A 24,261-nucleotide genomic window follows, 5' to 3' on the forward strand; every position below is an offset into this window, starting at 1 on the left:
GCGCCCAGTTTCATATGCACCCAGTTGCAGTGCAACGAGGCGCAAGTCACTCTCTGCGGCGGCCTTCACACAGCGTCCTTCACAAAACGGGTCGACGAACGGGCGGAAACGACCAGGATGGGAGAGGTGCACCCGGTACTCGAACTGATCTCCGAACGGATGGCGACCGGCAGCGTCCCGGGAGAACGCACCGACGGCAGGCGCCTCGCGCTGGCCATCGAAGGCGGCAGCAGCCGCGGCACGTACTCCAGCGGCATGGTCCTCGCGCTGGACGAACTCGGCGTCACCCCCGCGTTCGACGCCGTCTACGGCTCGTCGGCCGGCGCGCTGAACGGCGCCTGGCTGCTCTGCGGCCGGTCGTCGACCGGCGTCCGGACCTGGTGGAACCCGATCGTCATGCGCCGCATCATCAACCCGCTGCACACCCTGCGCGGCCGCGCGGTGATCGACCTCGAATACCTCGTCCACCAGGTCTACTCGGTGCTGGAGCCGATGGACTTCCCGGCGATCCTGGCCAACCCGGTCACCTTCCACCCCCTCGCGACCGACGCCGACACGGGGGAGTCGACCGACCTGCACCCCTTTCTGGCCGACGTCGACGCGATCAAGCTCGCGCTCGCCGCGTCGTCCTGCATGCCGGTGCTGGCCGGGCCGCCGATCCCCCTCTCCGGCCGCCGGTTCGTCGACGCGGGCGTCGCCGAACCCATCCCCTACCGCACGGCGCTGGCCCAAGGAGCCACCGATGTGCTCGTGCTGCGCACCCGCCGCGCCGACGAACTTCCGGTCCCGCCGCCGCGGGTCCACGACGTCGTCGTGCCGCGGTTCCTGCGCCGCCAGGCCCCCGGCGCCATCCCGGCGTGGCAGGACACCTACCGCCGGGACGTCGAAGACGAGGAGACCCTGGCGGCCGCCCCTCGCATCCTGAGCATCCGCCCACCCGCCGGCGCGCCGGACGTGGCGGTGCTGGAGCGCGATCCCGAGGTCCTGCGCAAGGCCGTCGACCTGGGTAAGAGCGCCGTCCTCGACGTGCTGGAAGGGCTACGCGAGGCGTCCTAAGGCTTGCGCGCGACGCCGCCGATCACGCGTGACTCGGACGGCGAACCGGCGAACACGGTGTGCTCGTCCGGGTGCCACGCCGGCGCGTAGACGAGCCCGGGCTCCACCAACGGCCAGCCGCCGAAGAAGCGTTCGAACTCGGTCATCGACCGCAGGAAACCCGGATTGGTCGTGCTCTCGTAGTACTCGAGCAGATCGATCAGCGCCTGTCGCTCGTCCTCGTTGACCGGATTCTCGTTGGTCATCTGCGACAGCACCAGCAGCGAGCCGGGCGCCAGCCGTTCGCGGTAGTACGCGAGCAGCCGGTCGGGGTTCTGCTCGTCCTTGACGAAGTGCATGACGGCGTTGATCACCAGCGCGATCGGCGCACGCACGTCGATGATGTCCGAAGTGGACACCCGGTCCCAGAGATCCTCCGGCCGCAGGAAGTCCGCGGCGATGGCCTGGTGGCGCTCCGGGTCGGCGGTGTCGGCGAGCAGCAACGTCGAATGCGCGAGCGCGATGGGCTCGTTGTCGATGTAGAGCACACGGGTGTCGAGCTCTTCGCGCGTCTCGTCGGCGACCTCGTGCACGTTGCCCGCGGTCGGCAGGCCGGACCCGATGTCGACGAACTGCCGGATGCCCGCGCGCACGCACTCGCGGATCGCGCGGCCGAGGAACTGGCGGCTGGTCAGGCAGTAGTCGCCCATGAGCGGCAGCCGCTTGCGGACCTTCTCGGCGAAGTCGCGGTCGATCGCGTAGTTCGTGGTGCCGCCGATGAAGTAGTCGTAGATCCGGGCCGCCGACGGGCGGTCGAGGCTGCTCTCGACGGCCTTGAGCGCGTCGTCGTGGTTGATCATGACCATCCCTTCGTGACCCATGCTGCCACGGGAACGATCACGCCGGCGGCAAGGCCTCCCGATAGGCGTTCACGGACTGCGTCAACCGGTCGAGTTCGTCGCGCATCCGGGCGAGCCCGGCCGCGTCGAGGCCCATCGCGTCGCCGATCACGTCCGGGATGCCCACGGCCTTCTCGCGCAACGCCTTCCCGGCGTCGCTGAGGCTGATCCGGACCGAACGCTCGTCGTCGGCCTGACGGTTCCGCAGCACGAGGCCGGCCGCGTCCAGGCGCTTGAGCAGTGGCGAGAGCGTGCCCGAGTCGAGGCTCAGCTCGGCGCCGAGTTCCTTGACCAGGCGGTCGTCCTGCTCCCAGAGCGCCAGCATCACGAGGTACTGGGGATAGGTGAGGTCGAGGTCCGCCAGGACGACCCGGTAGAGGGACGTCACCGCACGGGACGCCGAGTACAGGCCGAAGCAGAGCTGGTCGTCCAGTCGCGGTGAGCCGGTGTCCGTCATGGCGTCTCCTCTCGACAACTTTCGATGATCCCCGGTCGCGGTGCATGCCGCAACTAAAGTGCCACAAATCTCATTGGACTCAACTTAGTTGTGCACAACTCAGTTGAGGTCTAGCATCAGTGGCGTCAGCTTGCTTCCCCGAGGAGGACGACATGACCGCCAACCCGCACAACCTCGCCCTGGAACCGGCCGCGCAGGCGTTCGCCGAGGCCACCGACCAGCCGCCGTACCTGTTCCAGCTGCCGCCGGAGGAGGGGCGCAAGGCCGTCGACGGCGTCCAGGACGGCGACGTCACCATGGCCGACGCCGAGATCGAGGTGCTGACCGTCCCGGGTGGACCCAACGGCGACGTCGAAACCCGGATCGTCCGGCCCGCCGGCGTCACCGGCCCGCTGCCGGTGATCGTCTACATCCACGGCGCCGGCTGGGTCTTCGGCGACTTCCACACCCACCAGCGGCTCGTGCGCGAACTGGCGGCCGGCGTCGGCGCCGCCGTCGTCTTCCCCGAATACAGCCGCTCGCCCGAGGCGCGCTACCCGATCGCCATCGAGGAGAGCTACGCCGTGGCGAAGTGGGTCGCCGAGCACGGCGCCGAGAAGGGGCTCGACACCTCGCGCATCGCGATCGCCGGCGACTCCGTCGGCGGGAACATGACCGCGGCGCTGACCCTCCTGGCCAAGCGGCGCGGCGACGTCACCTTCCGGCAGCAGGTGCTCTTCTACCCGGTCACCGACGCGAACTTCGACACCGAGTCGTACCTGAAGTTCGCCGAGGGCTACTTCCTCGGCCGCGACGGCATGAAGTGGTTCTGGGACCAGTACACGACCGACCCCGCCCAGCGCGCGGAGATCACGGCGTCGCCGCTGCGCGCGTCGCTCGACGAGCTCGCCGGGCTGCCGCCGGCCCTCGTGATCACCGCCGAGGCGGACGTGCTTCGCGACGAAGGTGAGGCGTACGCGGCGAAGCTGCGTCAGGCCGGTGTGCCCGTCACCGCCGTGCGGTACCAGGGGATCATCCACGACTTCGTGATGGTCAACGCGCTTCGCGAGACCCACGCCGCCGAGGCCGCGATCACCCAGGCGATCACGGTGCTGTCGCGGGCTTTGGGGAAATAACTGAGAAAACGCTGAGTACGCACCACGTTGCGGCCCTATGACAGAACTCACAGGGTCGCAACGTGCGCGGTCGCCCAAACGTGCTATAGAGGCGAGTCCCGTGGATCCGGGCGCGCATTTCTGCCCGCCTGGAAGGACTGTTGCCATGCACCTGAGCGGCATCCGGCTCGATTCGCCGGTCAACATGATCGTCATGGTCGTGCTGACGCTGCTCGCGATCATCGCGGTCCCGTGGTTCTGGGACCGGTGGAAGCGCAAGCGCCTGTGGCGCAGCGCCACGATCCTGCTCGGGGTCGTTCTCCTGGTGGTCACCACCGGCATGGCGGGCAACATGATCGGCGGGTTCTTCCCGACGGTCGGATCGCTGCTCGGCACCGGCAGCTTCTCTTCGCAGGGCACCGACGCCGAAGCGGCGCAGAACGGCGAGGACCTGGAAAAGCTGCGTGACACGGGGGTGACGCACGCCCGCGACGGCAAGGGGACCGTCGTCCACATGAAGGTGACCGGACGGCGGACGAAGCTCACCCGCGACGTCACGGTCTACCTGCCAGCGCAGTACTTCGACGCGGCGTACAAGGAACTTCGGTTCCCGGCCGTCGAGTGGATCCCGAACTACCCGTCCGGTCCCGAGGTGTTCACCAGCGGCTACCACATGCCGGAGCAACTCGACGCGGCGATCGCCAAGCACGTGCTGCCGCCGACGGTCGTGATCGTGCCGGACCCCACCGGCGTGCCGAAGGTCGGCCATGACACGGAGTGCGTCGACCAGGTCAACGGCAGCGCGAGCGACACCTACCTGACCGCGGACCTGCGGGAGTGGGCGCTGCACAAGCTCGGCGTCTCGCCGAACCGGCGGGCCTGGACGATCGCCGGCTGGTCGTCCGGCGGGTACTGCGCGATGAACCTCGTGACCCGCCACCCGCAGTGGTACGGCCAGGCGGTCAGCGTCAGCGGCTACGACAAGGCCCAGGTCGACTCCGAGACGGAGGACCTCTTCCGCGGGCGGCAGGACATCAACGACGCCAACAACGTCCGGATCAACGTGGGCCTGCACCCGTCGCCGGTGGAAATCCTCGCCGTCTCCGGCGAGAAGGAGAAGTACGAGAGCTTCGCGGCCGACCAGATCCGCCAGGCGGCCCGGCCGCCGACGCAGGTTTCGTCGTGGCGGGTCCCGGACGCCGGGCACAACATGAACACCTTCAAGTCCCAGATCCCGGACGTCCTCTCGTGGATCGGCGCCCACACGACCCCGCCCGCCCCGGCCGCCCGCCATGCGGACACCGCCGGCGGCGTGCCGCCGTGGCCGCTGCCGCACTCGGGGGCGCACGGGGCCCTGGCCGACATCGACCAGTAGGTCCGGCGGGGCCGGTCCTTCAGCCGAGCAGTGCCTTGACGACCGCCGTCACCCGCCTCGAGCCGGTCGCGTAGTCGACCGAACTCGGGTGCTCGCTCAGCACGACCACGATGTACCGGTCGTCTTCGCCGACGACACCGGAGGTGTGCAGCATTCGCGTCGGCATGCAGCACGACCAGCCCTGCTTGACCGCCCACGGCCGCCCGCCCGCGGCGTCCGGGATGCCGAAGTACTGCCGGAACCCGTCGGAACCGCGCTCGGTCGCGCCGCGTAGCGCGGCGAGGATCGCGCCGGGCGCGTGACCCAGCACGTACTGGTAGATCCGCACGACGTCCTTCGCCGTGATCCGGGTGTCGCCCCACCGGCCGGCATCCGCGGGCGGGCGGGTGCCGGTGAGCCCCATCTTCTTCGCCCAGCGCGTGACGATCGACGGCCCGCCGTACGTGGTCCAGAACTGGCTCGCCAGGTCGTCGTCGCTGCGCGACAGCATCCGCTGCACCTGCGTCGTGGGACCGCCGCCATCGAGCACGGAGAGGGCGATGAGCAGCTTCACCAGCGACGCCGAGGTATACCCGCGATCCGCGTGCGCGGAGACGGTCGCCGCGCCGCGCTGCCGGTCGAACACGACGGCGCTGACGTTGCCCCCGGGCACCAGCCGGTCCAGCTCGGCGGCGTCCACCCCGGACCCGGGATCGGCCTTGGCCGGCGCCGAGGCGGGGGGCGGCGTCGGCGTCGGCGTCGCGCTTGCTGAAGCCGCGGTGGGCGGAGAATCCGACATCGATGGCATCTCTTCGGCGACCGCGATCGGCTCGGGTGTCGCGGCCCGGCCATGACTGGCCGTCACCACCACCGCGCCGATCGCCCCCAGGCACAGCCCCACCAGGAAGATGCTGCTCAGCTTGCGCATAACCCGGATTGCCGGGAGAGCGCTCCGGTGTTCGTCGAATCAGGTGAATTTGTGGGATAGCTCTCGGATCGGGGCGGATCCGGTGACGCGCGGGGGCCCTGCGGGCAAGCAACGTCGTTTCGCTCCCCGTAGTAACTGGGTACCAGTGTCCGGTGACGGTCGTCACCACCCGCTGGGAAGGACTTGAGTCATGGTTCACGCGAATGGGGCCCGCATCCGGGTCCGAGGCCTGCAGCCTGCCCAGGTGCTGGCCGGGTTGACCGGGATCGCGTTCCTCGTGGTCGGCATCATCGGATTCACCAGGACCGGCTTGGGGAACTTCGCCGGCCACAACGACGCCGGGTTCTGGCGGTTCTCCGCCAATCCCCTCACCAGCCTGGTCCGCGTCGTGACCGGCGTGGTCGGCCTGCTGCTGGCGTTCGGTTCGGGCCGCGCGCGGACGTTCGGCTGGCTGCTGTTCATCGGCTACGGCCTGCTGTTCGTCTGGGGCCTGATGATCGACGGCCTCATCTCGACCAACCCGTTCGCCAACGCCGGCAACCCGATGGACCTCGGCCCCGCCGACACGTGGCTGCACCTGGGCGTCGCCGCGCTCGGCCTGTTGATCGCCGCGATGCCGGCCCGCCGCACCATCCTCGTCCCCGAGGACGAGACGGTCGACGAGCCGACGGTCGCCGAGCAGCGCACCGAGCGCATCGACCGGACGGACGGCACCGACCGCGCCGAGCCGCGTCGCCGGTCGTTCCTGCGTCGTGACCACAAGGGGCGAGGCCCGGAGGTCACTCACGAAGAGCGTCCGCCGGGCCTCGCCCACTAGCAGTTTCGGGGTGGCTCAGTAGGTGGTGCCACCAGAGGAGTCGCCGGCCCCCGCACCGCTGTCGGCCGCCGGAGCCGGAGCCTGGTTGGCGGCGGTGGCGGGGTTGGCGCCGACCTTGCAGCCGGCGGGCTCGATGACGAACCAGGTGCCGTTGACGCCGTTACCGTTCGCGTCGCCCGGCTTCAGGTCCTTCGCGAACTTGTAGACCGGCCAGCCGCCGATGGTGACCTGCTCGGTGCCGTCGGCGCGCTTGATGCTGCCGAGGAGCTTCGAGTCGATGCCCTGCAGTTCGACCTTGCCGTTGGAGAGGACCGGGGGCCAGGTCTTGGCGCAGTCGCCGTTGCAGGTTGACGTCTTGGCCTTCTTGCCGTCCTTCTGGAACAGGTAGAGCGTCATCCCGTCCTGGTCGACGATCGCCTTGCCGAGACCCTCGATTTCGCTGGCGCTCAGCTTGACGGTGCCGGCTTCGGTGCTCGCGGCCTGCCCGGCCTTGCCGCCCTTGGCGTTCGCCGCGTACCAGGCGCCACCGACGCCCTGGCCGGTCGCGTCACCGGCCTTGGTGTCCTTGGCGTAGCGGTAGAGCGCCCAGCCGCCGACGGTGACCTGCTCGGTGCCGTCGGAGCGCGTCACCTTCCCGACGAGGTTCTTGTCGACGCCCTGCACTTCGACGTCCCCGGTGGAGAGCACTGGTGGCCAGGCCTTGGCGCAGTCACCATCGCAATTGGACTTCGGCGGCTTCGCCGTGTCCTTGTCGAACCGGTAGAGCGTCATGCCGTTCTGGTCGGTGATCACCTGTCCGACGCCGTTGACGTCGGCGACGACCAGTTTGGACTCGTTCGACGCCGGAGCGGCGTTGCCCACCTGGCCGTTGCCGGCCTGGCCGTTGCCGACCTGGCCGCCGCCGTTGCCGCCCGCCGCCGCCGGAGCGACGACCGGCTGCGCAGTTTCGACACCCGAGCAAGCGGTGAGCACTGCCAGCCCGGCTGCCGCAGCGGCGACGGAGACGGCGATGCGCGTGCGAAGCATGGAAGTTCTCCTTGTGTCCGTTGGGATTCCCGCCGCTCGGTGCGGCTGCCTGATACCCAATACACGGACCCCCGGCGGAGGCGGTTCAAAAAACTTTCCCGCGGTTCGCCTGGGCCGGGTGGACGCCGCCCAGGCGCGGCTGAGCTGCGGAGTTGCCCGGCGGACCTTGCGGCAGCCGGCCACCACGGGCCCCGCCCGCCTGGGCGACGGACCATGGGAGCGGCCCCGAAGCCTGGTCGGGACGCAGCCCTGGGTGGCTGGCTGTTGGCCGTGTTCCCGTGGGCTGCCGACTGTGCTTGCTCGCGGCTCAGCTCGTCGTCGGAGGCTTGGCCGCCGCAGGCGCTACTCCGCGGCGTTGTCCGACCTGGGCTCGCTGCCGCCGCCGAGCGCGCGGTCGACCAGCGTGGCGGCCGCGCCGGTGTAGCCGGCGGGATCGAGCAGGTCGTCCAGCGCGGCCGGGGTCAGGACTTCGGTGATCGGGGGGAGCTCGTCCAGCACCTCCCGGAGCGGCCGGTCTTCGCGCACCGCCCGCCGGGACGCCTCACCCAGCAGTTCCTTCGCCGTCGCTTTGCCGAGCAGCGGCGCGAGCACGGCGGAGAGCCGTTCGGAGACGATCAGCCCGTGCGTCGACGCCAGGTTCGCCCGCATCCGCCCGGGCTGCACGGTGAGCCCACGCGCCAGCTCGACGGCGGTGTGCGCGGCGCCGCCGGTCAGCCGGAGGCATTCACGGATCAGCTGCCACTCGGCGTGCCAGACCCCGGCCGAGCGCTCGTCCTCGGTCAGCATCGACTGCGTGACGCCCGCGGCCAGCACCGGCACCTGCAGCGCGGCCGAACGGATCAGCGTCGCGAGCACCGGGTTCCGTTTGTGCGGCATCGCCGAGGAGCCGCCCCGGCCCTCGGCGGCCGGCTCGGTGACCTCGCCCAGTTCGGTCCGGGTCAGCGTCTCGACGTCGACGGCCAGCTTGCCCAGCGCGCCCGCGGTGAACGCGAGCGCGCCCGCGAGGTCCGCGACGGGCGTCCGCAGCGAATGCCACGGCAGCACCGGCGCGGCCAGCCCGGTTTCCTCGGCGAACGCGGCGGTCAGCCGTTCCGCATAACCGTCGACGGCAGCGTCGCGAGCACCCCCCGCGGTCCCGGAGACCTCGATCGGTGTGGTGGCATCGCCCCCGCCCCCGCCCCCGCCCCCGCCCCCGCCCCCGCCCCCGCCGCGCTCGCTGTAGCCGGCCTGGTCGAGGCCCGCGTCGGCGGCGAGGCGCGCGTACTCGACGTACGCCGCCAACGTTCCGGCCGCTCCGCCGAGCGAGACCGGCAGCCCGCCGTCGAGCACGCGCCGGATCCGGACGGCCGCGTCCAGCACCAGCTGCCGCCAGCCCGCGGCCTTGAGCCCGAACGTGGTCGGCACCGCGTGCGCCGTCAGCGTCCGCCCGGCCATGGTCGTGTCCCGGTGCGCGCGTGCCAGCTCGGCCAGCGCCTCGCCGGTGGCGTCGAGGTCCGCGACGAGCAGCCGCAGCGTCCGGTCGGCGACCAGCATCATCGCCGTGTCGAAGATGTCCTGGCTGGTCGAGCCGCGGTGCACGTACTCGGCAGCGCCGGGCGCGATCTCGCCGACAGCCGACGTCAGCGCCTTGACCAGGCCGACGACCGGGTTCGCGGTCGCCCGCGCCCCGCGTGCCAGCTCGACGACGTCGATCCGCACGCTGCCCGCGGCCTCCGTGATCGCCTCCGCGGCCTCGGACGGCACCGTCCCGAGCCGCGCCTGCGCCCTCGCGAGCGCCGCCTCGGCGTCGATCATGGCCCGCAACCAGGCCTCGTCACCGGTCGACGCCTCGGCCGGAGTACCGGCCCGCACGGGCGAAAGGAGTCCGGAATCGGGGTCGACGGTCATGGCGTCAGCATCGCACGCGTCCGCCCTCGGCGACGGGCCGCGCAGCCGGGTCTGGCACGCTCTCCGCCATGAGCAGCGTCACGTCCGACGAAGACACCGTCGGCTCCGAAGCCCGGGCGATCGCCGCCGAGCGGCTCACCTTCTTCTCGGACGCCGTCGTGGCCATCGCGATCACGCTGCTCGCGCTCGAGCTGCCGCTGCCGGAGGGCGCCGGCAACGCCGAACTGCTGCGGTCGCTAGGGGATCATCGGTCCGAATACATCTCCTTCCTGATCAGCTTCGTCGTGATCGGCGGGCACTGGCGTGCCCATCACCGCCTGTTCCACTACGTCACCACGGTCGGCGGCGGGCTGATCCGGCTCAGCTTCGGCTGGCTGCTGATGCAGGTGATCATGCCCTTCGCCACGAAGGTGATCGCCGAGGACGGCGCGTTCGAATTCCGCTTCGTCTTCTACTCACTCGTGCAGGTCGTGGCCCTGACGCTGTTCCTCCTGATGACCTGGCAGATCCAGCGGGACCACCTGTACCGCGCGGACACCCCGCCGGAGCTCTTCGGCGCGGTCTACCGCGGGATCGCCGCGATGGTCGCCGCCTTCGCCATCTCGATGCCCGTTGCCTTCTTCACGCACTGGGCCTACGCCTGCTGGATCGTCGTTCCTGTCGTCGTCAACCTCCTGTTCCGCTTCCGCAGCCGCCCGGCGGCGGACGCCTGAGCCGCGTGACCGGTCATGTGCGGAGCGTGCCACAGGGGTCCGACAATTTCGGTTCGCCGTCGTGGCCGGTGGCCGGGCAACCAGCTCGAAACCCAGTTCAGACTCGGATTCCCGAAGCCGGTAACGAATCTTCGGGTCCGTCGATCTGATCTTCGTCACCCTGCTGCGCACGCCAGTCCACTGTCGGAGCGGCATCCCCCTCGGTTCGGAACCAGGAGATCACGACTATGCAGCGAACCGGACGAAGAACCGCTCTACTGGCCGCGCTGACCACGGCGGTCCTGTTCGCGGCGCCCGCCGTCGCGGCCGCGGCACCGCCCGCGAGCACGATCGACGTCAGCGCGACCACCGTGCGCGCGGGCAGCACCATCACGGTCACCGAGCAGCTGTACAACCCCACGGACTTCACGGTCACCGGCGCGAAGGCGGCGCTCTACACCAAGGAAAAGCCGATCGTCGACCTGGTTGACCTGGTCTCCTGCGCCGGTTCGGCCCTGTCGTGCGCGCCGTACCTCAGCAGCTTCCGAGGCGCCGTCGGCGACCTCGGCGCGGGCGAAAGCCGGACGGTGACGTTCACCTTGCGCGTCAAGGAGGACGTCCAGCCCGGCCAGTTCACGCTGCAGCACCAGTTCGCCGGCGACAACTACGCGTTCGCCGTCGAAGACGGCCCGGCCGTCACGATCGCCGCGCCGGACAAGGCCGACGTCAAGGTCGCGCTGACGGCGACCCCGCGCCCCGGCCTGGTCGCCCGCGTCGACTACGTGGTCACGGTGTCGAACACCGGCCCGGCCACCGCGACCGGCATCCGTGTGACGGCCAACCCGGGCTCGAGCCGCACCATCGTCTCGACGACCGGCTGTACCCGTTCGGGAACGGCACTGACCTGCGCGATCGCCACACTGGCCCCGGGCGCCTCGGCCAAGGCGAAGTTCACGTCGGAGGGCGGCTTCTTCGCCTGGGGCGCGTTCACGGCCACGGCCCAGCGAGCGGCGAGCACGCCGGCCGACCCGAACGCGGCCAACGACACGGCGTCGAAGAAGTGCACGGCCTACACCGGCCTCTACGTGCAGTGCTGACGAACTGACGCGCGGGGCCTGGCCGGGGCCCCGCGCGTTCGTCCACAGAGGAGCGTCACAGCGCGAACGCCGCCGACTGGGGCACGCCGCCGTATTGGCGGCGTCTTCGACGGTCTGCGCCGAGGTGTCCATGACGTTCTCGGCCGCAGCACGACGTAGAACAGGTCCAGACCGTCGCGATTCGCCGACAGCCGCGCGACGGTGGACTTCCCGGCACCGGGCGGCCCGGTGAGGATCAGCAGGGAACCAGGTTCGGTGGGCATGGACGCATGGGCAGCCCGCCCGTCGAGGACCAGCCTTGACCTTCCGTGCGGCCTCAGCCGGGACCCGGTGTGCGGGGAGGTGACGGGGGCCTGGCTAAACTGGGGGAGCGGGCCGTTAGCTCAATTGGTAGAGCTGCGGACTTTTAATCCGTAGGTTCTGGGTTCGAGCCCCAGGCGGCCCACTACCGTCCGTGCGTTTCACCTGCGCGTTTGTCTGAGATGCGCGCATCCTTTGCCGCTGTGAATGGTAGTTGGCGGCTCCGTCGCGTCTCCGTATCGCGGTGCCGAGCAACTGCAGCGCGGCCGCCTGTGGCTGAGACCCCCACGGCTTGCTGAACTTCTCGAAGGGTCCGTGGTGGTGACGACCGGCGGTGACAGCCGGTACGCCGATCGCTACGGTGGGGACGGGAAGTCGATCGGGCAGCCGAGGGGGCTCGTCGTGGGAGGTGGGCGCAGGCCGCGCCGGGCGGTGCCGTTCCTGGATCGAACGGTTCCGCGGCAGCTGATCCGTGACCACCTCGAGAGCCGTCGGACACCGGGGAATCCGGGGTTGGTGTGCGTGCACGCGAGGGCGGGGTTGGGCAGCTACAGCCTCGTCGCCGAAGTGTGTGAGGACGAGCTGGGCAGCGACTGCGCGTATGTCGAGGTGCAGGCGACCGCGGTGGACGGTCAGGCCGTGCCGCCGGGGGAACTGCTGGGGCAGGCTCTCTGCGGCCTTGGGCTGGCCGAGTCGGATCTGCCCGGCTCGGATGCCGAGCGGGCCCACGCCTACCAGCGGAAATCGGCCGGTCGTCGGTTCGTGCTGCTGGTCAAGGACGTGGTCGCCGCCGAGCAGGTCGAGCCGCTCATCCCGCACGCCGCGCCGGACGCCGTGGTGCTGGTGACCAGCCGCCGCGCGCTGCGCAGGCTTTATCCGCACGGGTTCCTCGCGGTTGCGCTGGACGGCCTGCCGGAGCGGGACGCGCGGGAACTGATGTTCGCCAGCTTGGGTGCGACCGGTCGCGAGCTCGAGCCCGGCGTGATCGACGAGCTGTGTGCCCTGTGTGACGGGCATCCGCTGCTCATCCGGTTGGTGGCGGCCCACCTGCTGGGGCGGGCGAGGGCGGCCGAGCCGTTGGTGGCCAGGGTCCGGCGGTCCCGTGCCGCGCTGCTGGAACTGGACGTGGCGCAGCCGGTCGCGTCGTCCCTGAAGCTGGCCTACGACGGGCTGGCGGAGCCGTACCGCCGGGCGTACCGGCGGGTGGCGCTGATTCCCGGGCCCAGTTTCACGTCGGCCGCGGCCGCCATCGCTTGTCACGCCGACGTGCTGACCGCGACGGAGCTGCTCGACGAGCTGGTCGACGCGTGCTTGCTGACTCACGACGAGACCTCCGGCCGCTACGCGTTCCACGCCGTGGTTCGCGAGCACGCCAGGTTGCGGGCGTTTGACGACGAAGACAGCGAAGTCCGGGATGCGATCATCGCCGGCATCGTGGAGTGGTTCTTGCACGAGGCGGTGCCCCGGGACGCGGCGTTGTCCGGGCGATGGCGGGTCGGCTCCGTCTTCGCCACCCACACGAGGCCCGTGTCGACGCGGGATGACGCGATCGCGTGGTTCGAGGCGGAGTGGCGCACCGTCGTGGCCTGCGTCGCCGCCGCCGAACGCGTCGAGCGCCACGATGTGGCCTGGCAGTTGTGCGTCGCGCTGTTCAAGTTCCTGCACATGCACGGACACACGGCGGCCTGGCTGGAAACCCACCGGGTGGGTGTCGCCGCCGCGGAGCGGACCGGTGACCAGGCGGCGATCATGCAGCTCACCAACCAGCGAGGTGCGGCGTGGATCGCGGTCGGTGATCTCGAGTCGGCGCGTGCCGACTTCACGGCCTCCCTCGGCGCGGCGGAGTCCGCGGGGCACGCGCTGGGGAAACAGTCGAACCTGGAGTGGCTCGGCAAGGTGGCGGCTCGGCAAGGTGACCTCACGCAGGCGTTCGCCCGCTACGACGAGTCCGAGCGCGTGATCGACATGTCCGGTACGGCGATCCCCGGTGACCAGGCGCCTCGGATGCGCGCCTTGCTGGATCTGCAGCGCGCCCGAGCACACCGCCAAGCCGGCGACGCGCCCTCAGCCCGTGCGGCGGCGGCTCGTGCCCTGGCGTATTTCGGCTCGGCGTCGGAGGAACGGGAGAACCGGGCCAAGTGCCTGCTGGTCCTCGGGGACGTGCTGGAAGATCGGGCGGCCGGTGTCGACGCCCATCGCGAGGCGGCCGAGCTGTTCGCCGCGGACGGGCTCGGTCGGCTGGAAGCCGAATCGTGGCATCGGGTCGGTCGGCGCGACACCGGCTCCGATGCGGCGAAGTCGGCTCTCGAACGAGCCCGCGAACTCTATGCCGCACTGGGTGACGCCCGGGAGGACGACGTCACGGCTGATCTTGACGCGTCACCGTGAGGTCGACCGCCTGCGAACCGAGCTGAACGGTGATCGCGGCGTCGAGCCGTTGACCCGCGTCCAGCCGGGAAAGCAGGGCGGCGGCCGCCACCTCGGCCAAGCCGGGGTGGCCGGCCCGGGCGAACACCGTGTCGCCGTCGCGCGTGGTGACTCGGCAGCGGACCGGATCGAGGCGTTGCACCACGAGCCGGCAGACCGGTTGATTCGCGAACACCTCGGCCGGCGCGGGGCCGTTCACGGTCGTGAGCACGACGGCAGCGAGGCTGTACAGGTCTCGCCGGGGATGGTCGACGGCGACGACGAGATGACCGTCCAACGGCTCCGGAGGGCCACCCTGGGGCGAGGTGACGTCGGCCGGCCAGCGGTTCAGCCGGAGGGTGCCGGGGCCGAGCACGTCGGCGGCGGCCCACCAGGCCCGGACGTCGCCGCTCAGCGGCACCAGGTCCTCGGCGCGGTAGCTGGGGAGCAGCGCGGCCGTCGCCGGTTCCGGAAGATCCATCAAGGCGTAGAACGTGTGACGCAGGAGCGCCGCCGACTCACCGGGCAGGGAGGTCGCGAGACGGCGGACCTCCCGTTGGTCTCGCCCGATCGACATGACGTCACGAAGCTGGGGCGCCAATGGGCGCTGCCGGTCCAGCCGTGGGGCGACCCGGCCGAGGGCGCCGATGGCGGAGTCGGCCACGACGTCTTGCTCCGGGAAGGTCGCGAGGACGGTGGGCTTGCCCAGTGCCGCGGCGTAGCCGGTGACGGCGCCGTGGTCGCCGATGACGACGTCGGCCGCGAGCAGCGCCTGCTGCCAGCCTCGCACGGGCGGGATGAGGCGGAGCCCGGCGCGCAGGCAGTCGCCGAGCCAGAGTTCGATCTGCGCGGGGCCGTGGGCGTACCAGACGTTGGGGTGCAATGCCGCGCAGACGACGTGGTGGTCGAGATCGAGTTCGGCGAGCACCCGGGCGATCAAGTCCGGGAACCGGCCGAACAGTGAGCGTGGACCCCAGGTCGAGGACACGAACACGACGGTGTGCTGCGGGCCGGCACGGAGCCGGTCGCGGTAGGCGTCGTGTGACACGGAACTGACGACGAGCCGGTCGAAACAGGGATCTCCGGCCACAACCGCGTTGGCGACCGCTGCCGGTACAGCGGAAGCGAGGCGCGCGATTTCTTCGTCATGGGCCAGGATGATCGCGCTGGGAACAACCGCGCCACCTTGGACAAGCCATTGGGCGGAAAGTCCGTATACGTCGCCGGTTTCCGGGTTTCCGGGTTTCCGGGCTTCCGGGCTTCCGGGCTTCCGGGCTTCCGGGCTTCCGGGCCGAGTATTTAGTGTAGCCAATTCCGTGGGACAGCACCGCGAGCGGCGCGGCGATGTCGTGCAGATTCCCGCTATTGTGTACCGAAATCGCGAGGTCGAATTCGGTGGCGAGAGCTTGGTGCCAGGGAAGCTGTGCGACACCGAGGTCGGCGAGTTCGCGTTCCACTCCGGACTCGACGGCCGAGGCCCCGGGCATGGTGTAGACCAGCTGAATCCGACGGTCGGAATCGAACACCGTCACCAGGTCGTGCAACCGGTTCAGTGCGGTGACCGTGTGGACGACCATCAGGACCGTCCGCTCGGTCGACGCGGTGTTCCAGCGCCGGCTCTGTGGTCCGACGGGAACCTTGGCCCACTGACTGGCTGACACGTTCGCACGGTACCCCGTGCCACCTGGCGTCGATCAGCTGCCGGTGGCGACGGCCGCTGGTCAGCGACCGCCGCCACTCCCAAGAAGGGAACTGGTTCACAGCTCCATCAAGGGCTTCAGCTTGCGAACTCGCTGTAGATGTCCCGGGTGAGCTTGGTGATCCGGCCGGCGGAGTCCCGCCAGGACAGCGTGGTCGGCTCCAGGGTCAGCACCACCACGATCTTGTCGTTGTCCGCGCCCACCGTGCCGCTCGTGTGCATGGCACGGCTGGTCAGGTCGATGTCGTCCTGGGCGCTGACCGTGCCCTCCCCGCTGGACGCGACCGCGGTGGCCGCCTTGACCTCCGGCGAGCTCAGCATGCGCAGCACGCGGGCGTCGGTCTGCGTGCATTCCTCACCAGGCGCGGGTGCGGCGCCGAAACCGGACCACCCCTGCTTGACCGCCTTCTCCCCGGGCACCGCGCTCGGAATGCCGAACGACTGGTCGAAACCGTCCGAACCGCACTTGGTGGACTTCGCCAGGTTGCCCATGATGAAGTCGCGGTACTTCGGGTTCGCGTCGTGCTGGATGTACTGGTAGGTCTTGGCGATGTCCGCGGCGCTGATCGCGGTGTAACCCCACTTGCCGCGGGAGGCGGGCGGCGCGGTGTCGGTGAGACCGATCTTGACGACCATTCGCTTGACGATCTCCTCCCAGCCGTCGCGTACCCACAGCGTGCTGGCGGCGTCGTCGTTGCTGGAGCGCAGCATCGGCTCGAGCAGCGCCAGGTCGCCGGCCGGGATCTCGTAGTCAGGGCCGTGCGATTCGAGGTAGTCGAGGGCGATGAACAGCTTGACCAGCGAGGCCGAGCGGTACTGCTTGTGCTCGTCGGCGCCGAAGGTCTTGCCGGTCTGCTGATCGACGACGAGGTAGCTGGCGGTCATCCCCTCGGGCAGGTCCACCGAAGACGTCACCGCCGAAGCCGGCCCGGCCGCCATCGCCACACCTGCCAGAACACTGGTCGTGATCGTTGCCAGACGTCGGATTTTCCCCACGTTAACCATCCACATCTTCTAGATCAACTTCGTGCGGGGGTCACCCTATCGGGTGAATCGCCCCCGTGTCCGGGGGTATTCCGCCGGTGGGGCAAAAGCTGGGTGTCGGATCCGGTGTGAGCCGTTCGTGGAGTAGGTGAGCGGTCGCCACGAAGGCGCCGCCAGGACCCGCAGGGGCTGAGATGTCGCACCCGGAACCCGTAGCCCGCCTGATGTACGACCTGGTCGAGCCCATCGGCCTGGTGCCCTACTTCGCCGACGAGTCGGACGAGGCCCTGATGTCGCTGGGCCTGCGCAACCAGTGGGACGCCTACTTCGCCGGACGGGCCGCGCCGTTCGGCCGGTCGGTGCCGGCCGAGGTGGTCCACGCGGTCTTCTACAACTTCGCGCCCGGCGAGGTGGCACGCCACATCCCCCGGGTCTGGGACCTGACCACGCCCGAGGCGGCGCTGGCCGCCCGTGAGCGGGGCTGCGTCGCGGGGCTGCGGCGGATCCTCGGTGAACTCGCCGACGAACCCGGCGTCGCGCGCGCCGGCGACCTCCTGCTGAAAGCGGCGACCAGCGCACCGGTGGAGGGACGCGCCCTCTACGCCGCCCTGCGCGCGCTTCCGGTGCCGCAGGAGCCCGTGGCCCGGCTGTGGCACACGGCCACCATGCTGCGCGAGCACCGCGGCGACGGCCACACCGTCGCTTTGCTGGCCGAGGGCATCGGCGGGACGGAGGCCCACGTGCTCCACGCCCTGTCCGTCGACATGCCCGCGCAGGAGTTCGGCCGGGTCTGGCATCTCCCGGCCGCACAACTGACCGCGGTGATCGACGGCATGCGCGCCCGCGGCCTGGTCGGGACCGACGGCTGGCTCACCGCCGCCGGCCGAGCCACGAAGGAACGAGTCGAGGCGCTGACCGACCGGCTCGCCGAGGCGCCGTACAACGCACTGGACGCCAGCGAACTCGACCGCCTCGTCACCGACCTCGAACCGATCTCAACCGCCCTCCGGAAGGAATTCCCGATGTAGCGGCGGTCGACACCATTGACAGGATCGGTGAACCGTCACCTCGACGTCTCCGACGACGTCAGAAGCGACTTATGAGTCGTCAGCGGGTCAGCCGCGAAACGTGTTGATCTGCTGCCAAATGGTGTCGTGTGGTGCGTCGTGGTCGTCGAGGTTGCCAAGGCCCTCGACTGCTGTGATCACGGCTGATGCCCGACGATGCTGGTCGGGGCGCCGCTGCCAGTACGACTGCGGGATCTTCAATACGGCGGTGAGGAGGTCGCCGGGGTAGAAGTCGCCTTCGGCGAGGGGGTTCTGCTCGAGGTGGGTCAGCGCAAGGGGGATCAGCACGTCGACGCTCTCTTGCTGGAGCAGCAGGACGCGGAGGTCTTCGGTGTCCATGACGCCGATCGGCTTGTGACGCAGCTCGTAGACGGTCTTGATCAGCCGGGTCGCGTCGGCTGGTGGGTTGCCCCAGCGGCGGTCTTCGAGCTGCTCGAGGGTGAGCGATTCGTCGACGTCAGGACTGGTCCCCATGGCTCCTCGTGTCAGCTGTCGTGTACCTGAGGCTGCTATCCGCGTGGTACCCACTGCTCACTGTAGTCGAGCAGCCGGCTGGCCTCGGACAGCTCGGCTTCGATGGCGGGGCGGTCTTCTGGTGCCAGTCGTGAGTCGCTGAGCTGGCGTTTCAGCCGGTTGATTTGGTTCGAGAGCCCGTTCTGGGCTTCTCTGACTTCGGTGACGTGGTCCCAGGGAGTGCCGTCGCCTTTGCGGGCGACGACTTCGCCGTTCAGCTCGCGGCGGGCGCCGTCGAGGTCCTTGTCGGTGAGGTGTTCCTTGAGCCGGTCCGTCTTGGTGGGTTTGGTCGGGTTGGCTCGTGGCTTGACGGGTTCGACGTGGTCGTCGGTCATGGCGTGTCGGGCGAGGTCGCCGACGGCGCCGACGGTCATCGTTCCGCCGACAGCGATGCCGGCTGCGGACACGGCGTTGAGGGGTACGCCGGCGATGGCGCCGACGCCGGTGGCGTCGAGGAGGAGTCCTGCGCCTTCGCCCGCCGAGCTGATGTAGGTCAGCGCGATTCCACCGACCGCGGCGGCGGTGTCGACCGGATGGTTGAGCATGGCGTTGCCGAACGAGGCGAGGCTGTTCGCCGCATGGGCGCCGAAGTCGGCGAGGAAATTGCCGGCGTCGTCGAGCCAGCTGGACTCTTGTGGTGCTACGTCCGCTTCGGTGTCGAGCATGCCGGCGATGGTGTCCCCGGCCTCAGTCAGCTGTGCTCGGGCGCGGTTCAGCGTGTCGTGGGCGGCTTGCCGTCCGGCTTCACCCGGATCGGTGAACGGTGGCGGGGGTTGGCTGTTCGCCTGCGCTTCGGCTGCAGTGACGTCGTGGCGGGCTTTGGCCTGTTGGGTGAGGGCTTGGGCGTTGTTCCACTGAGCGATGGCTTCACCGGCCTGGGTTTGTGCCCAACGCAGCGTGCGCGCGTAGTCGGTCAGCAGCGATCCGCCGCGGTGCAGGGCGTCGGCGGCGTCGAACCACTTGTTCGGTTCGTAGCTGAACTTGTCATGGAACGCGCGGGCGGCAGGACCGACCCAGGCTCCGGTGTCGATGGCTTTGAGTCCGTCGGCGGCTTGGCCGGCGAGGTCGCCACGAGCCTTGAGTACGCGCGCGTTCTCCTCGACCGCTTCGGGCTTGCCGGGAACGAGGGCCATCGGATCGTCGGTGTCTCCGAGCTCAGCCATCGTCCACCGGTCCCTGGCCCGGGTCGGTGGTGAGCGAGCCAGCAGCGACGGAGTCCGCTGTCCGGTACGCGGCAGCTGCCTTGGCGAGGACGTCGCCGATCGCCTCCGCGTCGTCGGTCAAGGTATCGAGACCGTCGCTCCAGCGGACGCAGAAGTTCATCAGCGCGTTATGGATCCTGTCGTGCCCGTACAGGCCGGTGTCACCGCACAGGTCGCGCAGTTCGAAGCTCGACTGGTCTGTCACGCTTCGCTTGATGCCGTTCGCCGCTTCCTCGACCTTGCCTACATCGACGTGGAACCCAGGACCGTCCACTACTGAAACCATCCCCCTCGAACACGTTCAGTACGCGTCGAGTGTGGATGAATCGATCGCCGATGACAAGCGGTCGACCGACTGTTCGCGTCACCCTGACGCTGCACCACCGGTGTGGTTCTGCGTGCTCCTGCCGCATCGCGGGGTTCCGTAACGAATTCCGTTGATCATCCGCGGGGGTGTGGCCGACGATTTCGTAGAGATTTCCCGTTGGTTCACCACAACGTGCGGTAACCAAAAGCTTCGTCAAGACGATGTGACACACAGACTGTCGTCTGTGCCTGAACGCGATCCTCCTCACCAGCCACGATGCGACGGGGGCATCATGGACGAAAGGACGTCGCCCTACCGGACGTTCGCCGATCTTACTCACGATCAACAGGACAACCTCCTCGCCGAGGTCTACGCGCGCGGTGCTTCGCTCGCCGAATTGACCCGGTTGAGCGGCCTCAGCTACTCTTGGCTGCGCCGGCGGCTGCTGAAGGCGGGTGTCGAGCTGCGCTCCCGTCCGGGTCCGCGGGAATCTCCCGTTCCACCGGAAAGGCTTGCTGAGGAGTACCGCGCCGGGGCGAGCATCCTCACTCTCGCCGAGGCGCACGGGTTGTACTACAAGCGCGTCCGGGAACTGTTGCTCCGCGAAGGTGTCGAGTTGCGCCCGTCGACCCGCGCCAAGCCCGAAGCCCGATGAATGTGCATGAGATCACCGGCAATCCGTATTGCTTTCTGGCCTCTTTAGGCGCTGTGCGTAAAGTTCGCGTGCACGTGCACGCGCGTTCGAGTGGAATTGCGGGCGAACCGCCTCACCTAGGCGGACCGACGGTAGAAAGAAAAGTTCGAGACCCACGGGGAGATCTCGGATGGATGAGACACAGGAGCGAACGCCGCCGGTCCAGATCCCGGCTCCGGCGGACGGCTTTGTCGGCCGGGAGGCCGTGCTGAGCCACCTGGACCGGACGTGGCGGCGGCGGGCGGATCGGCCACCGATCGTGGTGCTGAGCGGCATCGGCGGGGTCGGCAAGACGACGGTCGCCGTGCGGTGGCTGAGTGATCGCCGCGATTGGTTCCCTGGCGGGCTCCTCTACACGCGCCTGTCCGAACCCGGCGGCGATCCGGTGCCCACCGGCGAGATCCTCTTCGGGTTCCTCGCCACGATCGGCATCCCCGCCGACACGATCCCGCCGCACCCCGGCCAGCGGTCGGCCATGTTCCGGGCCGCCGTCGCGGACAGGTTCGTCGGCATCCTGCTCGACGACGCAGTATCCGCCGCGCAAGTGCGCGCGCTACTGCCCGCCACCGCGTCGGCCATGGTCGTGGTGACGAGCCGGCGGCAGCTCACCGGACTCGCGATGGACGGTGCGGAACTGCTCGACCTCGCTCCGTTGACTCCGGACGACTCGCGGCGGTTGCTCGGCGAGCTCGTCGGAACCGGCCGACTCGCGGCGGAACCGGACGCGACCGGGACGATCATCGAGATCTGTGGTGGCCTGCCGCTCGCGCTCGGCATCATCGGCGCACGGTTGCGCACCCGTCCGTTACGGAGTATAGCCCGGGAGGCGAACACGTACGCGCGTCACCTCGGTGCGGGCACCCGCGCGCCCGATGACGTGCGTGAGATGCAGGCCGTCTTCGACACGTCGTACGCCGAACTGCCCGACAGGGCCGCCCGGGTGTACCGCGCCTGCGGCCTGCATCCCGGCCCGGACGTCTCGGTCGACGCGCTCGCTGACGTCCTCGGCGAGCCTTCCGCGCAAGTCGAGGACGCCGTCGACGCGCTCGTGGCGGTCAACCTCCTCGCCGACGCCGCGGACGACCGCGTCGCCCAGCACGATCTGTTGCGCCGGGACGCCCGCCTGCGCGCGGAGCGGGAGCTCGAACCCGCGGACCAGGCCGTCGTCGTCCGCGGCTTCACTCGGTGGTATCTCACCCGGGCGCAGGCCGCGGACGACCTGATCCATCCACAGCGTCCCCGACTCGGCGTCACCCCACCGGGCAAACACGGCAAAGCGTTTCCGGACCGGGCGGCCGCGGTGGCCTGGTGGCGGCGTGACCTCCGATCGATCCGTGCGGCGGTCGCCGAGGCCAGGCGGCGGCAGTGGGACGAAGAACTCTGGCAGTTCTGTGAGGCGTCCTGGGGATTCTTCCTGCACCACCGCGACTACGAGCCCTGGTTGGCGATGCACACCGCGGGGGTAGCCGCCGCCCAGCGCTGCGACGTTCCGCTGGTGGAGGCGAGACTCCGTTCGCAGCTCGGTTTCGCGTACGCGAAACTGCGCCGCTTTGACGACGCCATTGCGCAGAACCTGATCGCGTTGCGCCTCGGCGAGCAGCAGGCGCACGGCTCCACCCGGGCGACCGCGCTCGCCCAGCTCGGGCGCGCGGCGCGCGGCCAGGGCGATCTGCCGGCCGCCCTCGGGTACTACCAGCAGGCCGCACAACTGCAGGAGCATCTCGGCATCCCCCGCGGGGTCGCGTTGTGCCGGCGCCGGTGCGGCGAGGTCCTGGCCATGCTCGGGCGCGACGAAGAGGCCATCACCGAGCTGACCGCGGCGGCGACGGCGATGGCCGAGCTCGGCGATCCGGTCCAGCACGCCAGGGCCGCCACGGCCGTCGCCACGCTGCGCTCGAGGCAAGGCCGGCACGACGAAGCCCGCCGAGTCCTCAAGGAGGCGTTACGGGTCGTCCGCGATCTCGACTCGCCCTACTACACGGCCGAAGTGCTGTCGGCCCTCGGGCAGGCCGAACAGGAAGCCGGCCATGAGGAGGACGGCCGCCGTCACCGCGCCGAGGCACGCGAACTCTACGTCCGGCTCGGGGACCCACGGGCCGGCGAAATCGCGAAACCCGCCGCGGCCACGGATGGCCCAGGCACAGCCGCCGGGGAAGCCGGCGAGCGCGGTCTCGGCTCCGGCCGCTGATCGCAACGCCCGCCTCGCGGCCAAGACCGCCGCCGCGCGATCAGTGGAGTTCCGGCACACCAGCACGTCGCCGGCCTCGCACCAAGCGGCCGGCGCTTCGTCCGCGACGACCAGCACGTCGGCGGCCCAGCCTGGCCGGGTGAGCCGCAGGTGCCAGACACCCGGCACCCGGCGTTCGCGCCACACCACGACCCCAAGCGTGTCCGGGCCCGTCACGCGACGTCCCGAAGCGGGTTTGGCGACGGCAGCAATCGCGCGCTTGCTTCGCCGTCCGGCTCTGGCAACGCGAGGAGCTCGTACATCGCCGACCTGAGGAGGGCGGCGGCCTGACCGGGCCGGGAGGTGATCGCCGCCCGGACAACCCGGGCAAGACGCTCACTCGCTCTCGAAGCGATTTCCTCCTGCAGCGGCAGGGCTACGTCGCACCTCAGCCCAGGAGCGTTGCGACACACCAGATCCGCGATACTGCCGGTGCGGATCGCCGAGCCGCCATCCGCCGCGACGGTGACCGGGCGGCCGAGCGCCGCCGCGTAGGCGGTGGTCGAGCCGTAGTCGCCGATCACCCAGTCCGAAGCCACCATGGTCGCCTGCCAGCCCTGGTCGGGCGGGATGAGCAGGAGACCGTCGCGGAGGCAATCCGCGAACCACGCGGTGACCTGACGCCGTCCGTGCACGGTCCAGACGTTCGGATGCAGGACGGCCGCGACGGCGTAGCGGCTGGGTGGAAGTGCGTCTCGCAACGCGCGGCACAGCCGGGGAAGCCGCCCGAACACCGAGTCGGTCGACCAGGTCGAGCTGACGGTGACCAGCCGGTGCCCTGGCTTGACGCCCAGCCCGTGCCGGTAGTTCTCCCGCAGGGGGATGCTGCCGAGCATCTCGTCCAGGCAGATGTCCCCGGCCACCAGTGCCCGCGGTACCGCCTCCGGACACGACCGCCGAAGCGCCGCGAGCTCCGCGTCGGTCGCCAGCCCCAGGACGGCGGGCAGGATCCGCCCGCGATAGGTGAGCAGCTCACGGTCGAGCCCGGTCGTTGGGTTCGTCGCGGCGCCGGCCTTCCGGCTGTGGCGCCGCGATTTGGCCGTCCCCGCGCCGTGCGCGAGGAGCAGGATCGGGCCGTGCAGCTCGTCGAGGTGCCGGTGGCTGGCGGCCAGCACCAGGTCGAAGCGGTGTTGCACGGCCTGGTGCCAGGGCAGGACCAATCCGTGCTGGGCCCGGACGAACTCCTCCACGCCGTGCCAGCCGTCGCCTGTGTGCGGCACCGTGAACACCGTCTGCACCCGGTGATCCGCCTCCAGCAACGGCAGCACGTCCAGCAACCGGGTGCCCGCGGTCATGGTGGGCACGACCACGACCGCGTTCCGGCATCCGGGTCTGGTGATCCGCCGATCGGCGTCCAGTCCGATCGGCCCACGAATCCACCTGTCCATGTTCGCGCACCCTCCCGTATTCGTCGCGACCATGCGACCAGCGTGCAACGACCGTTCGACAAGGCACATCCGGACATTGGACAAAAAACTGACAACCAGTCGACCGGACGTTTCCGGCGCCCGTTGTTATCCGGTCGTCATAGCGTTTCCGGCCGGTGGATGCAAAACTCGGGAGTAGGAGCGGGCCG

At 69.9% G+C, this 24,261-nt stretch carries 22 protein-coding genes and 1 tRNA gene; 11 read left to right on the top strand and 12 right to left on the bottom strand.

The window, feature by feature from the left end; genetic code table 11:
• Nucleotides 1–117 precede the first annotated feature (117 nt).
• Nucleotides 118–1,056, top strand: a complete 939-nt coding sequence (locus tag AB0M82_RS05855; RefSeq protein WP_364718075.1) for a patatin family protein — start codon at nucleotides 118–120, stop codon at nucleotides 1,054–1,056.
• On the opposite strand, the gene AB0M82_RS05860 is transcribed toward AB0M82_RS05855, so the two are convergent.
• Complete coding sequence (locus AB0M82_RS05860) at nucleotides 1,053–1,895, bottom strand: SAM-dependent methyltransferase (RefSeq protein WP_364718503.1); 843 nt, start codon at nucleotides 1,893–1,895, stop codon at nucleotides 1,053–1,055. The two genes, AB0M82_RS05855 and AB0M82_RS05860, sit on opposite strands and share 4 nt — an antisense overlap.
• A gap of 37 nt (nucleotides 1,896–1,932) precedes the next feature.
• Entirely contained in the window at nucleotides 1,933–2,391 is a 459-nt protein-coding gene (locus tag AB0M82_RS05865) for a MarR family transcriptional regulator (protein WP_364718076.1), read from the bottom strand.
• A gap of 152 nt (nucleotides 2,392–2,543) precedes the next feature.
• On the opposite strand from AB0M82_RS05865, the gene AB0M82_RS05870 reads away from it, so the two are divergent.
• Both AB0M82_RS05870 and AB0M82_RS05875 read left to right on the top strand, forming a co-directional pair.
• Nucleotides 2,544–3,506 (top strand): alpha/beta hydrolase, encoded by a 963-nt coding sequence (locus AB0M82_RS05870; RefSeq protein ID WP_364718077.1) that lies wholly within the window; start codon nucleotides 2,544–2,546, stop codon nucleotides 3,504–3,506.
• A 145-nt stretch (nucleotides 3,507–3,651) separates the two neighbouring features.
• Nucleotides 3,652–4,860, top strand: coding sequence for an alpha/beta hydrolase-fold protein (locus AB0M82_RS05875; RefSeq protein WP_364718078.1), 1,209 nt, complete (start codon nucleotides 3,652–3,654; stop codon nucleotides 4,858–4,860).
• Nucleotides 4,861–4,879: 19 nt separating this feature from the next.
• On the opposite strand, the gene AB0M82_RS05880 is transcribed toward AB0M82_RS05875, so the two are convergent.
• Nucleotides 4,880–5,767, bottom strand: a complete 888-nt coding sequence (locus AB0M82_RS05880; RefSeq protein ID WP_364718080.1) for a hypothetical protein — start codon at nucleotides 5,765–5,767, stop codon at nucleotides 4,880–4,882.
• 190 nt (nucleotides 5,768–5,957) lie between these two features.
• Here AB0M82_RS05880 and AB0M82_RS05885 point away from each other — a divergent pair, with 190 nt between their 5' ends.
• Nucleotides 5,958–6,584 carry a DUF4383 domain-containing protein gene (locus AB0M82_RS05885; protein ID WP_364718081.1) on the top strand — a complete coding sequence of 209 codons (627 nt, stop codon included), beginning with the start codon at nucleotides 5,958–5,960 and terminating at the stop codon, nucleotides 6,582–6,584.
• A 15-nt stretch (nucleotides 6,585–6,599) separates the two neighbouring features.
• Here AB0M82_RS05885 and AB0M82_RS05890 read toward each other — a convergent pair whose 3' ends face one another.
• Nucleotides 6,600–7,610 carry an SCO0930 family lipoprotein gene (locus AB0M82_RS05890; protein ID WP_364718082.1) on the bottom strand — a complete coding sequence of 337 codons (1,011 nt, stop codon included), beginning with the start codon at nucleotides 7,608–7,610 and terminating at the stop codon, nucleotides 6,600–6,602.
• Nucleotides 7,611–7,952: 342 nt separating this feature from the next.
• On the bottom strand, nucleotides 7,953–9,497 hold the full coding sequence (locus AB0M82_RS05895) for an adenylosuccinate lyase family protein (protein ID WP_364718083.1): 1,545 nt from the start codon (nucleotides 9,495–9,497) through the stop codon (nucleotides 7,953–7,955).
• A 68-nt stretch (nucleotides 9,498–9,565) separates the two neighbouring features.
• On the opposite strand from AB0M82_RS05895, the gene AB0M82_RS05900 reads away from it, so the two are divergent.
• From AB0M82_RS05900 to AB0M82_RS05915, 4 genes are all read left to right on the top strand, one after another.
• Nucleotides 9,566–10,210: a TMEM175 family protein gene (locus AB0M82_RS05900; protein ID WP_364718085.1), complete on the top strand. Its 645-nt coding sequence runs from the start codon at nucleotides 9,566–9,568 to the stop codon at nucleotides 10,208–10,210.
• A gap of 227 nt (nucleotides 10,211–10,437) precedes the next feature.
• A complete protein-coding gene (locus AB0M82_RS05905; RefSeq protein ID WP_364718087.1) occupies nucleotides 10,438–11,286 on the top strand; it encodes a hypothetical protein in 849 nt (282 codons plus the stop codon).
• A 372-nt stretch (nucleotides 11,287–11,658) separates the two neighbouring features.
• Nucleotides 11,659–11,731: transfer RNA gene (locus AB0M82_RS05910), tRNA-Lys, on the top strand.
• Nucleotides 11,732–12,108: 377 nt separating this feature from the next.
• Complete coding sequence (locus AB0M82_RS05915) at nucleotides 12,109–13,974, top strand: hypothetical protein (protein ID WP_364718089.1); 1,866 nt, start codon at nucleotides 12,109–12,111, stop codon at nucleotides 13,972–13,974.
• Here AB0M82_RS05915 and AB0M82_RS05920 read toward each other — a convergent pair.
• The 3 genes from AB0M82_RS05920 to AB0M82_RS05930 form a co-directional block, all read right to left on the bottom strand.
• Nucleotides 13,946–15,040: a hypothetical protein gene (locus AB0M82_RS05920; RefSeq protein ID WP_364718090.1), complete on the bottom strand. Its 1,095-nt coding sequence runs from the start codon at nucleotides 15,038–15,040 to the stop codon at nucleotides 13,946–13,948. The genes AB0M82_RS05915 and AB0M82_RS05920 overlap by 29 nt on opposite strands.
• Before the next feature lie 97 nt (nucleotides 15,041–15,137).
• Nucleotides 15,138–15,653, bottom strand: a complete 516-nt coding sequence (locus AB0M82_RS05925; RefSeq protein ID WP_364718091.1) for a hypothetical protein — start codon at nucleotides 15,651–15,653, stop codon at nucleotides 15,138–15,140.
• Nucleotides 15,654–15,769: 116 nt separating this feature from the next.
• On the bottom strand, nucleotides 15,770–16,630 hold the full coding sequence (locus tag AB0M82_RS05930; protein ID WP_364718092.1) for a hypothetical protein: 861 nt from the start codon (nucleotides 16,628–16,630) through the stop codon (nucleotides 15,770–15,772).
• Nucleotides 16,631–16,869: 239 nt separating this feature from the next.
• On the opposite strand from AB0M82_RS05930, the gene AB0M82_RS05935 reads away from it, so the two are divergent.
• Entirely contained in the window at nucleotides 16,870–17,703 is an 834-nt protein-coding gene (locus AB0M82_RS05935; RefSeq protein ID WP_364718093.1) for a MarR family transcriptional regulator, read from the top strand.
• Between the two features lie 87 nt (nucleotides 17,704–17,790).
• Here the strand turns inward: AB0M82_RS05935 and AB0M82_RS05940 are convergent, their stop codons facing one another.
• From AB0M82_RS05940 to AB0M82_RS05950, 3 genes are read right to left on the bottom strand one after another with little or no spacing between them, the layout of a single operon-like run.
• Nucleotides 17,791–18,216 (bottom strand): contact-dependent growth inhibition system immunity protein, encoded by a 426-nt coding sequence (locus AB0M82_RS05940; RefSeq protein ID WP_364718094.1) that lies wholly within the window; start codon nucleotides 18,214–18,216, stop codon nucleotides 17,791–17,793.
• Nucleotides 18,217–18,251: 35 nt separating this feature from the next.
• The gene (locus tag AB0M82_RS05945) at nucleotides 18,252–19,418 is read right to left on the bottom strand and encodes a putative T7SS-secreted protein (protein ID WP_364718095.1); all 1,167 of its coding nucleotides are present in this window, start codon (nucleotides 19,416–19,418) and stop codon (nucleotides 18,252–18,254) included.
• On the bottom strand, nucleotides 19,411–19,731 hold the full coding sequence (locus AB0M82_RS05950) for a hypothetical protein (protein ID WP_364718097.1): 321 nt from the start codon (nucleotides 19,729–19,731) through the stop codon (nucleotides 19,411–19,413). The genes AB0M82_RS05945 and AB0M82_RS05950 overlap by 8 nt, the downstream gene beginning before the upstream one ends.
• 325 nt (nucleotides 19,732–20,056) lie before the next feature.
• On the opposite strand from AB0M82_RS05950, the gene AB0M82_RS05955 reads away from it, so the two are divergent.
• Together AB0M82_RS05955 and AB0M82_RS05960 are read left to right on the top strand one after the other, a co-directional pair.
• Nucleotides 20,057–20,419, top strand: a complete 363-nt coding sequence (locus tag AB0M82_RS05955) for a hypothetical protein (RefSeq protein ID WP_364718099.1) — start codon at nucleotides 20,057–20,059, stop codon at nucleotides 20,417–20,419.
• A gap of 169 nt (nucleotides 20,420–20,588) precedes the next feature.
• Nucleotides 20,589–22,646, top strand: coding sequence for a tetratricopeptide repeat protein (locus tag AB0M82_RS05960; RefSeq protein ID WP_364718101.1), 2,058 nt, complete (start codon nucleotides 20,589–20,591; stop codon nucleotides 22,644–22,646).
• 212 nt (nucleotides 22,647–22,858) lie between these two features.
• Here AB0M82_RS05960 and AB0M82_RS05965 read toward each other — a convergent pair whose 3' ends face one another.
• Nucleotides 22,859–24,073 (bottom strand): hypothetical protein, encoded by a 1,215-nt coding sequence (locus AB0M82_RS05965; RefSeq protein ID WP_364718102.1) that lies wholly within the window; start codon nucleotides 24,071–24,073, stop codon nucleotides 22,859–22,861.
• Nucleotides 24,074–24,261: the final 188 nt, after the last annotated feature.

This window comes from Amycolatopsis sp. NPDC051128, assembly GCF_040682715.1.
Classification (GTDB): Bacteria; Actinomycetota; Actinomycetes; order Mycobacteriales; family Pseudonocardiaceae; genus Amycolatopsis.